An 11,903-nucleotide genomic window follows, 5' to 3' on the forward strand; every position below is an offset into this window, starting at 1 on the left:
GTTCAATTGCTCGCTCCCGTGACTTGTTGCACGCGGTTCAGGGCGTCGTAGACGCGCGTGATATTTCTCTGCAGGTTGCCCGAGGGGTCTTTGACCTGCTCGCCGGTCTTGTTGCCGGCGTTGTCCAGGGTGTAGGTGATGGTGTTGCCTTTGGCGTCCGTCACACCGGTCAGCCTGTGTGCCGCGTCGTAGCTGTAGCCCAGCGTTGTGCCGTCAGGCAGCGTGGCACCCGTCATCTGGCCTGCGTTGTCGTAGGTGTAAGTCGTGATGCGCGCGGTGCCGCCGGGTGGCGTTACCGTTACGCTGCTGGTCCAGCCGCGTGGGGTGTAAACCATGTCGGTCACCACGCCTTTGGGGTCCACCATCTGTTTGACGCGCCCTGCTCTGTCATACAGCGTGAACTGCGTGACATGGCCGGCGGCGTTGGTGACGGTCTGCAGGTCGCCGGCGGCATGACCGGTTTCGTTGGGTGCCGTGCCGCTGAAAGCGGCTGCCGTGTAATAGGCGTAGGTCGTGGTGCGGTTCAGCGTGTCCTTGGCGGTCAGCACGCGGCCGGCGGCGTCATAGGTGTACTGGGTGGTGACGGTCGATGCATCGGCTGACAGTGTTGCCACATTAGGCGCAGCATAGGCCGAGGGAATAAACGTGCCCGTGTATCGGGCCTGCCCCTTGGTGATACGGATGTCGTCGTAGTAGACGGCATTGGATGTATTGTTGAAACCGAAAACCATAAAGCCGTTGGAACCGCTGAAGCCGGTAGTCCAGGCGCAGTTTCCGTAGCTTTTGCCGTTCACGTAGGAATAAACGGTCCCTGAAATCCTCACAAAGGCCACATGGGTCCACGCATTGGCCAAACCGGTAAGACTCTCGCTGAATACGCAGGATGGAGCACCAGTGCTGGTTTGGAGTACGAAGCGCTCATTGACAAAAACAAACTCCTGGTAGGGAATGCCGCTGCCGCCCAATCGAAGTGCAATTGTGGCGGGGGTTGTGCTGGCGGGCTTCATCCAGAACTCCACCGTAAAGTCCCCGGTCAGCGAGAAGTCACCATTCACTCTTCCGAAATTGCTGAAATTGGTCGCGCCGGGAACGTAAAAGGACGATCCACCAAACTTGCTTTCCGTGGTGCTAACCTGCGCGCTCCCGTTGAGCACGCCGGTAGCCGCCAGCGGACTGCTGTCCACAATGACCTGGGAGCCATGGGCACCGTCCGCGTGCAGCAGCAAGATATTTTTGGCGTAATGGGCGTCCGCCACTTTGGGCTGCGTGGGGTTGAGGTCCAGGGGATCGCCAAACTGCTGAACGGGTGGCGTGAAGGCGGCGCTATAGCGCGCAACGCCGTTGGTGATCCTGACCTCATCCAGGTAGCCATTCATGCTTCCGTAGGTCATATAGGTGCCGCGTCCCAATTCAAAGCGTCCATAGTTAAATGCATTCGAATTGTTGGAAACCACGGGGGCGCCGGCCTGCACACCGTTCAGGTGCAAGACCCAAGTGCCGTTGCTGCGGCTCAGCGCCACGTGGTGCCACACGCCGGCCGAGATGGCGGGGCCGTTGATGATGCCGCCACCCGACCAGGTCGCATAAAGGTTTCCTGACCCATCCACAGCAATAGCACCGGTGGCTTCGGACGACCAGGGGTCTCCGCCCCAGCCAATGATGGTCCGGGCCGGGTTGGCCTGCGCGTTGAGCTTCACAAAGGTCTCAATGGTGAAGTCACCGGTAATCTTGAAGTTGTTGTCGGGGCCAAAGCCAAAAGCCCCCCCACTGGTCGTGCTGTCCAGATTGAGGGAACCAGTGCCGAATTTGCTGTGCGCACTGGTGGCGGAGGCAGTGCCCCACCGGCTGGAATAGGTCCTCCGGTAGGTGCTGCTGTCCGCAATCGCGACCGAGCCATTGCCGTCTTCACCATGGAGCAGCAGCACCACCTTGTCGATCAGCGCATCGCTGCTGGCGGCCGCGGGATTGTCAAAGTAGGCGCCGCTCGCCATCTCGACCACCGATTTGCACAGCAGGCTCAGGGGCGCGCCGGTGGCCAATACGGCGGCGGGCGAGCAATTGGCAGCCGCACCGCCATTCTTGGGATCAGACTGGCCCTGGTAGACCAGGGTAGTGACGGAGCCAGGCTGGGTGGTCTGTTTGGGCACGCGCCAGTTGCTGTCCCAGCTTGTGGTGTACTTGCGCGCGCCTGCGGGCAAGGCAGCCGTGGTCGGCAGCACCGTGGCACACGCTACCGTGTTGGCCAGGCCCTCGACACGCGTGACCTCCTGGTTCTTGCCGTCATAGGCGTAGCAAGTGCGCACGCCCTGGAAGTTGTCGTGCGACAGCAGGTTGCCGCTCGCGTCATAGGTGGATGCATTGCTGGTCGCCGGTGAACCGGAGCCCGCGGGCTGGCTGATGCCGGCCAGCACGGGGTAGCCATTGGGCATCACGACGTTGGTCGTTGATGTTGTTCCGGTGGCGTCCGTGACCTGCAGCCCCGTCGGCGCCTGCCAGGTGTGGGTGCGGTAATAGGTGTTGGCATTGTTGAGCCAGTTGCCGACCACCAGGGTTTCGGTCACCACAGCCTGGGGCGGTGTGGTGTAAGTCGCGCTGTAGTGGTCGGTGCCCAGGGCACCGTCGCTGGAGATCGCGCGGCCTGCCGTGTCATAGGCCCAGGTCGCCAGGCGCACATTGTTCTCGTCGGTCTTGCCGGTCAGGGCCCAGGGCAGGCCGGTGTTCTCATACTGGAAAGTACTAACTTTGCCGTCCTGCCAGGTCAAGCTGCTCAGGTTCTTCGCGCCATCGTAGCCGGCCGTGATGGTGCGGCCGTCGGGCGCGGTGATGGTGGAGATCATGCCATCCGAAGTGGCGCTTCCGCCCACGGGCAGCGTGTAAGTAAAGCTGATAGCGCGGCCCATGTTGTCGGTCACCTGCGTCAAATAGCCCGCGGCCGGCACACCGGTACCCGCCGCCGTGCTATAGCTGTAGGTGAGGGTATTGCCCTTCTTGTCGGCGGACGACGTAAGGCGGCCCGCGCTGTTGTAAGTCTCGAGCACACCGGAGGCTGAATCGAAGAACCGGTAGCCGCCGGAAACCACGGTCACGGTGTCATTGATGCCGGCATTGGCCACATAGCTGCCGCCGGGTGCGCTCAGGCCAAAGCTGGTAATGCGGCCGGTGCCGCGGTAGGCTTCCATGCCCACGTTTCCGGCCTTGACGTTCAGGCGTTTATGGAAGCTGCTGCTCCACAAGGCGCCAAACGAGGGCAAGTCCTTCAGCTGGGCGGCCGAGGTCAATCCGTCGGCCTTGGCCACCATCTGGCGCATCGTGTCATAGGTGAGGTACAGCGGCTGGCCGCCTATGCTCAGCCCGGTGGGCACGACTTCCGCCTTGGCGCCTGTCATGGGATAGATCGGGTTACCTCCGCTAAGCCTGCCGACGCAAGCGGGGCAGTCCTGCAGCCCCGAATAGATATCGATGACGTTGGCGCAGGCACCTACCGTCTTGTTGACGCCGGTTTTGATCAGGCGCTCATCCTGGCATGTATAGCCGACATAAGCCAGCATGTTGGAATCAGCATGGTCGCTCACCTGCACAACCCCATCCCATCCCGTGCAGGAAGCGCTGGCGCAAGACCAGGTCATGGTGTCGGTTCTTTTGAGGCCGCAGTAAGTGCTGATGCCGGCAGTGATGGGGACGGTCGGCTCTTCGCAATTGTTGAGTTTTCCGCCTACGCCGGCCACCTGGCCATAGGCCTGCTTGGCAAAGGTCGAGGTGACCACATAGGTCGCGTCAGAACAGGAGCCCACGTCACACCGACCGGTCTTGCCCGCGGGGTTGGCCGCTGTGTAATTGACCTGGATGGTCGCCACCATCGCATCAAAAAATTCATTGGCCGTCGCAAAGCAGTTTTCCTGCAGCTTGCGGTCGCCATAAATTTCGGCATTGGTGTTGGTCACCGATGTTCCGTTGTTCCAGCAATAGTCCAGGCGCGGACTCGCCGTTGTCGTCGCGGCCAGGGCCGGCGCCATGCAGGCCAGCAAGACCAGGCCGCACAGCCAGCTCGCAAAAGTGGTGCCTTGGCGGCGGAGGTAGTGAGCTGGATTCTTCAATTGCTGGCTCCTGTGATTTGCTGGACTCGGTTCAGGGCGTCGTAGACGCGCGTGATATTTCTTTGCAGGTTGTTCGAAGCATCCTTGACCTGCTCGCCTGTCTTGTTGCCTGCGTTGTCCAGGGTGTAGGTCACCGAGTTGCCTTTGGCATCGGTCACGCCGGTCAGGCGGTGCGCGGCGTCGTAGCTGTAGCCCAGGGTGGTGCCGTCGGGCAAGGTGGCGCCTGTCATCTGGCCTGCGTTGTCGTAGGTGTAGGTGGTCGTGCGAGCCGCTCCACCGGGAGGCGTGACCGTCACACTGCTGGTCCAGCCGCGCGGGGTGTAGACCACGTCGGTGACCACGCCCTTGGGGTCGACTATTTGCTTGACGCGCCCTGCCCTGTCGTACAGCGTGAACTGGGTGACATGGCCGGCGGCATTGGTGATGGCCTGCAGATCGCCGGCCGCGTGGCCGGTTTCATTGGGTGCCGTGCCGCTAAAGGCGGCTGCCGTGTAATAGGCGTAGGTCGTGGTGCGGTTCAGCGTGTCCTTGACGGTCAGCACGCGGCCGGCGGCGTCATAGGTGTACTGGGTGGTGACGGTGGATGCGTCGGCCGACAGTGCTGCGACATTGGGTGCGGGGTAGGCCGAGGGAGTAAACGCGGCGGTGTAGCGGGCCTGCCCCTTGGTGACACGGATGTCGTCGTAGTAGACGACATTGGAGTTGTTGTTGTAGCCGAAGGCCATGCCGTTCGCGTTACCGACGGGGGCGTTCCAATCGCAGTCTCCGTTGGCCTGGCCATTGACATAGGTATAAATCTTTCCGCCGATCCTGACGTACGCCACGTGAATCCAGGTATTGGCCAGATTGCCCAGGCCGCCACCCGTCAAGCAGTTGACCCCGTCGCTACCGAAAATCCAGAGGCGGTTGCCTGAAAAAGTGAAATCGTGATATGTCGCGCCACCACCGCCAAGCCGTACGGCAATCGTGCCGGCCATGGTGCTGGTGGGTTTCATCCAGTATTCGACCGTGAAGTCCCCGGGAAGCGTAAAGTCGCCACTCAGGTTGCCATAGTCGCCGTAGTCGGTCGAGGCGGGAATGTAGATCGACGAGCCGCCAAACTTGCTCTCAGCGGTACCGACCTGCGCATTCCGCTTGAGCGTTCCGGTGGCCGCCCGCGGACTGCTGTCGACAATGGCCTTGGAGCCATTCGCTGCGTCGCCGTGCAACAGCAGTATGTTCTTCGCGTAGTGCGGGTCCGCCACCTTGGGCTGCGCCGGATTGAGGTTCAAAGGATCGCCAAACTGCTGGGTCGGCGGCGTGAAGGCGCCCCAGTAACGAGCCACACCATTGGTGATTCGCACTTCGTCCAGGTAACCATTCAAACTGCCCCCCACATTGAATTGCTGGCGGCCCAACTGGAAGCGCCCCAAAGAAAACGAATCCGTGTTGATTTGGCTCACGACAGCGCCCGCCTGCACCCCATCCAGGTGCATGATCCAGTTTCCGTTGCTTCGGCTCAGCGCAACGTGGTGCCACACGCCTGTCGATATGACGGGGCCGACGATGGAACGGCTTTCCGACAAATCACTCGTGGTCAAGTACGCGTTGAGTTTGCCTACTGAATCGACGCCCACACGACCAATACTTACCGAATTGTCTGATCCCCCCCAACCGAAGATGACCCGGTCCGCGCTTGCCTGCGCGTTGAGCTTGACAAACATTTCAATGGTGAGATCACCGGTCATTTTGAGCGTGTTGTCGGGGCCATAGCCGAAAGCGCCGCCGCCGGTGGTGCTGTCCAGGCTGATGGACGAGGCGCCGAATTTGCTATGCGCCGCCGTGATCACCGGATTGGCTGCTTTTCCCGAATAACTTTTCATGTACGAGCTGCTGTCCGCAAACACGGGCGAGCCTGCGCCGTCTTCACCGTGAAGCAACAAAACCACCTTGTCGATCAGGCTGTCGGTGCTGGCGGCCGAGGGATTGTCAAAGTAGGGGCCACTCACCATTTCCACCACCGATTTGCACAGCAGGTTCAAAGGGGTGCCGTTGGCAAGCGCGGCGGCGGGCGAGCAGCTAGCGATGGCACTGCCATTCTTGGGATCGGGCTGGCCCTGGTAGACCAGGGTGGTGACCGAGCCGGGCTGGATGATCGATTTGGGCGTCCTCCAATTCGAGTCCCAGGTTGTGGTGTATTTACGCGCTCCCGCTGGCAGGGCCGCCGTGGCTGGCAGCACCGTAGCGCAATCCACCGTAGTGGCCAGGCCTTCAACGCGCGCCACCTGCTGGTTCTTGGCGTCATAGGCATAGCAGGTCCGCTCGCCCTGGAAGTTGTCATGCGACAGCAGGTTGCCACGCGTGTCGTAGGTGGAGGCGTTGCTGACTGCCGGGGAGCCCGAACCCGCAGGCTGGCTGATGCCGGCCAGCACGGGATAGCCGTTGGGCATCACGACATTGGTCGTTGATGTTGTTCCGGTCGCATCCGTCACCTGCAGTCCCGTGGGGGCCTGCCAGGTGTGGGTGCGGTAATAAGTGTTGCCGACCAGGGTTTCAGTGACGATTGCCTGTGGCGGCGTGGTGTAGGTCGCGCTGTAGTGGTCCGTGCCCAGGGCGCCGTCGCTTGAAACTGCGCGGCCTTCGCTGTCGTAGGCCCAGGTGGCCAGGCGCACATTGTTCTCGTCGGTCTTGCCGGTCAGGGCCCAGGGTAGGCCCGTGTTCTCATACTGGAAGCTACGGACCTTGCCGTCCTGCCAGGTCAGGCTGCTGAGGTTCTTCGCGGCGTCATAACTGGCCGTGATGATGCGGCCGTCGGGGGCGGTGATGGTGGAGATCAGACCGTCCGAAGTGGCGCTTCCGCCTACGGGCAGCGTGTAGCTAAAGCTGATGGCGCGGCCCATGTTGTCGGTCACCTGCGTCAGGTAGCCGGCCGCTGGCACACCGGTACCCGCAGCCGTGCTGTAGCTGTAGGTAAGGGTGTTGCCTTTCTTGTCGGCGGAGGACGTGAGCTGCCCCGCGCTGTTATAGATTTCCAGCACACCTGAAGCCGAGTCAAAAAAGCGGTAACCGCCACCAGCGACGGTCACGGTGTCATTGATGCCCGCAGCGGCCACATAGCTGCTGCTGGGCGCGTTCAGGCCGAAGCTGGTGATGCGGCCGCTACCGCGGTAGGCCTCCAGGCCCGCGCTTCCCGCCTTGATGTTCAGCCGTTTATGGAAGCTGCTGCTCCACAAAGGGCCCAACGAGGGCAAGTCCTTCAACTGGGCCGCCGAGGTCAAGCCGTCGGCCTTGGCCGTCATCTGGCGCAGGGTGTCATAGCTCAGGTACAGCGACTGCCCGCCTATGCTGAGTTCGGTCGGTACAACTTCCGTCTTGGCACCCGTCATGGGATAGATAGACCCGCTGCCGCTGAGCCTGCCCATACAGGCCGGGCATTCCTGCAATCCCGGGTAGTGATCGACGATATTGGCGCAAGCCCCTCCGGTGGTGTTGGCACCCGTCTTTATCAGGCGCGAATCCTGGCAGGAAAATTTGACGTAGGCCTGCATCACAGCATCAAGGTTGTCTACCACCTGCACGCTGCCATCAGACCCCGTCACGGTGTCGGTCCTCCTCAGGCCGCAATAACCGTGGGAATTCACCACAGCCGGTCTTGCAGGTTCCACGCAATCAGCTGCGCCGGGGTAAGGGGCTTTGGCAAAGCTTGAGAAGGTGATGTACGTGACGCCATTACAAGCGCCGAAATCGCACCGCGAGGTTTTCCCCTGGGGCCAGGCCGCGTTGTAGTTCACCTGGACCGTCGACACCATCGCGTCATATAAGTCGTTGGCCGTTTCGAAGCAGTTGCCGGCCAAATACGCATCGCCATAGGTGTTGGCATTGGTGCCACTCTGCGCACCGCCGTTGGTCCAGCAATAGTCCAGGCGCGGGCTGGGCGTTGTCGTCGCGGCCAAGGCCGGCGCCATGCAAGCCAGCAAGACCAGGCCGCACAGCCAGGCCGAAAGAGTTTTCCCCAGACGATGAATCTGTGGTGCTGATGTCAATTGCTCGCTCCCGTAACTTGTTGCACGCGGTTCAAGGCGTCGTAGACACGCGTGATGTTTCTTTGCAGGTTGTTCGAAGCATCCTTGACCTGCTCGCCTGTCTTGTTGCCTGCGTTGTCCAGGGTGTAGGTCACCGAGTTGCCTTTGGCATCGGTCACGCCGGTCAGGCGATGCGCGGCGTCGTAGCTGTAGCCCAGGGTGGTGCCGTCGGGCAGCGTGGCACCTGTCAGCTGGCCTGCGTTGTCGTAGGTGTAAGTCGTGATGCGCGCGGTGCCGCCGGGTGGCGTTACCGTTACGCTGCTGGTCCAGCCGCGTGGGGTGTAAACCATGTCAGTGACCACGCCTTTGGGGTCCACCATCTGGCGCACACGTCCCATTCCGTCGTACAGGGGGAATTGCGTGACATGGCCGGCCGGGTTGGTGATCGACTGAAGGTCGCCTGCCGTGTGGCCTGTGGCGTTAGGGTCAATAACAAGGCCGGTACTTGCAAACGCTTGCGCGGGAGGCGTGAAATTGGCCGTGTAACGGGCCACGCCCTTGGTGATGCGAATATCGTCCAGATAGCCATTGAACTCACGATCACCTCCGGTGTAGCCTCCGCCAATGCGAAGCGGGTTGGGTGAATCCATCTTGAGCCAAGTTGCACGCGTAGCCTGCAGAACGCCGTTGATGAACAGTCTGGCGTTGGCGCCATCGTCTGCCAGCGCCACATGGCTCCAGGTGCCAACCTGCAATGCCGTTGTGCTCGAGAGCCCGGTTGTAAACAGCCAGGACACGTTATCTGACGAACCAAGGATGTTGATGAGACCGGTCGATGCAGTCATATCAATCCTGATTGGCGCGTATCCGATGTGATCGGTTTGCATCAACAACCACGTACCAATCGCCTTGAGGCTTGACGGCCGGATCCAAAATTCAATCGTATAAGCGCCGGGCAAATGGAAGTCGGGACTGTCAGCCACCGTGAGCGAGGTATTGGATGCATCAACCCCGTCAAAGTACAGCGAAGAGCCGCCGAATTTGCTCTGCGCGGCCCCTATGCTCGCGCCGCCCACCACCGTCACGGTTTTGGGATTCGGACTGCTGTCGACAATGGTGGTCGACCCATTGGCGCCGTCGCCATGCAACAGCAAGCTGACCTTGTTAAAGCTTAGATCTCCACCGACGCTGAAATTAGTGTCGGCATGGTAGCTATATACCGTGCTCGGCCCAGCGGTCTGATTGGTGTTTAAAAATGCCTGGGCGGGAGGCGTGAAATTGGCCGTGTAACGGGCCACGCCCTTGGTGATGCGAATATCGTCCAGATAGCCATTGAACTCACGATCACCTCCGGTGTAGCCTCCGCCAATGCGAAGCGGGTTGGGTGAATCCATCTTGAGCCAAGTTGCACGCGTAGCCTGCAGAACGCCGTTGATGAACAGTCTGGCGTTGGCGCCATCGTCTGCCAGCGCCACATGGCTCCAGGTGCCAACCTGCAATGCCGTTGTGCTCGAGAGCCCGGTTGTAAACAGCCAGGACACGTTATCTGACGAACCAAGGATGTTGATGAGACCGGTCGATGCAGTCATATCAATCCTGATTGGCGCGTATCCGATGTGATCGGTTTGCATCAACAACCACGTACCAATCGCCTTGAGACTTGACGGCCGGATCCAAAATTCAATCGTATAGGCGCCGGGCAAATGGAAGTCGGGACTGTCAGCCACCGTGAGCGAGGTATTAGATGCATCAACCCCGTCAAAGTACAGCGAAGAGCCGCCGAATTTGCTCTGCGCGGTCCCTATGCTCGCGCCGCCCACCACCGTCACGGTTTTGGGATTCGGGCTGCTGTCGACAATGGTGGTCGACCCATTGGCGCCGTCGCCGTGCAGCAGCAAGCTGACGTTGTCAAAGTTAGAGTCCCCATTGACGCCGGCACCGGTGTCGGAGTAATAGCTGCTCGCATCGGTGCGGCTAAGGAGACGGCCGCTTGCGTCATAGCTAAATACCGTGGCCCGGCCGGGAACGGCTGGATCGGGCGTGCCGTTGCCCAGGGTCGCCTGTACGACCTGCTTGCACACCAAAGGCATGGACTTGCCGTTGGGCAAAGCCGGCACGCTGCTGCAGTTGGCGGGGATGCTACCCTTAAACGGATCGGGCTGGCCGTGGTAAACCGTGCTGGTGAGCAGCAAAGGCTGGCTTACTTTGGCGGGCAGTCGCCAATCAGGATGCCAACTGGTTTCAGTCTTGCGGCTTCCAGCGGGCAAGATGGAGCCGCTAGGCAGGACACTGGTGCAGGCCACCGTGGTGGACAGGCCTTCGACTCGCACGGTCTCGCGGTTGCTGCTGTCATAGGCATAGCAGCTGCGCTGGCCGCTGAAGTCGTCGGCGGATGTCAGGTTGCCGCTGGCGTCAAAGGTAGAGGCATTGCTGGAGGGCCCATAGCCAGAGCCCGCAGGCTGTGAAAAACCCGTCGGCAACGGATAACCCAGCACATTGCTGTTACTGGCATTGGCAGTCCCCCCGTTAGGCCGGGTGAGTTGCACGCCGGCCGGGGCTTGCCATTCATGCGTACGGGTGGTGAGCTGTGTTCCGGTGTCGTAAGTCTGCGTCACGGTGACCTGCGGTGGCGTCGTGTAACTCACCGAAAATTTGTCCACGCCGCCGGCGTGCTCGGTCGACAGCGCACGGCCGGCCGTGTCATAGGCAAAGGTCGAGTAGCGTACGCCCAGCTCATCGACCACACCCGTCAGGGCCCAGGGCAAGGAGGTGTTCTCATAAACGAACTGGCGGGTCTTGGCGTCCGGCCAGGTCAACTGCTTCAGGTTGCCGTTAGCGTCAAAGCCGGTGGTAATGATGCGCCCTATGGAATCGCTCACGCTGGCGATCAGCCCATCGGTGGCGGCCCCGCCGGCCAGCAGGCTATAGGTAAAGCTCAGGCTGCGTCCGTTGTTGTCCGTGATTTTTTGCAGGTAGCCGGCCGCAGGTGCTGTGACGCTTGCGGCTGTGCTGTAGCTGAAGGCGAGTGTGTTGCCGCTGGTGTCCGCCCAGCTGATGAGCTGACCTGCCACGTTGTAGGTTTCGACGGTGCGCGACTTCGCATCGACATAACGATAGCCGCCGGAGACGGCCGTGAAAGTTCCATTCACATCCGCATCGGCGATATAGGCGCTACCCGAGTAACGAAAGCTGACCGTGTGGCCGTTGCCGCGGTACAAGGTTGCTCCCATGCTACCGGTTCCCAGCACCAGGTTTCGGTGCAGGCTGCTTTCCCACAAACCACCCAGCGCGGGCATGTTGCCGAAGGTCCTGGCGGTCTTGCCTGCGGCTATGGCCGCAGCTTGCTTCGCGCTGTTGTAGGTGAAGACCAGCGGCTGCCCTCCCACGCTCATGCCGGTGGCAACGGGCTCCACCTTGCCGCCTATCAGGGGGTAGATGGGGTTGCCTTCACACCAGGGGCAGCTTGACGCTTTGGTGGACCGAAAGATATCGACGACCGTGCCGCCCACACCACCCGGGGTGCATCCGTCGTGGGCGGCATTTTCTGCGTAATTGGCGTCGCAGACACAGCTGGTGCCAGACTGCGTCGAGTGGGCCGGACAGCTCACCGGTATGGTGCAGTAGCCTGAGTTGTACATGTAAACCCCTTTGTGCGAAACACCGCAAATTACCTGCTCTGGAGTCGTGTAATAGGGTTGAGGAACCAATACGTCATAGTTGACAGAGTCCTTAAGCAACATAAACGGGACCCCCTCAAACGATCCGTGCGCTTGGCAAGATGTCGCCAGATCCGTGGAGCATGGCCCAT

Annotated in this window: 3 protein-coding genes; all 3 read right to left on the reverse strand. The window is 61.0% G+C overall.

Annotation, left to right across the window (positions count from 1 at the left end; all coding sequences use genetic code 11):
* Positions 1-2: 2 nt before the first annotated feature.
* Entirely contained in the window at positions 3-4,094 is a 4,092-nt protein-coding gene (locus ACEN9P_RS04205) for a LamG-like jellyroll fold domain-containing protein (RefSeq protein WP_495621177.1), read from the reverse strand.
* Positions 4,091-8,026 carry a LamG-like jellyroll fold domain-containing protein gene (locus ACEN9P_RS04210; RefSeq protein ID WP_495621178.1) on the reverse strand — a complete coding sequence of 1,312 codons (3,936 nt, stop codon included), beginning with the start codon at positions 8,024-8,026 and terminating at the stop codon, positions 4,091-4,093. Before ACEN9P_RS04210 ends, ACEN9P_RS04205 begins: the two co-directional genes overlap by 4 nt.
* 86 nt (positions 8,027-8,112) lie before the next feature.
* Positions 8,113-11,733, reverse strand: coding sequence for a LamG-like jellyroll fold domain-containing protein (locus ACEN9P_RS04215; protein WP_495621179.1), 3,621 nt, complete (start codon positions 11,731-11,733; stop codon positions 8,113-8,115).
* Positions 11,734-11,903: the final 170 nt, after the last annotated feature.

This window comes from Polaromonas sp. Polasp52 (assembly GCF_059491565.1).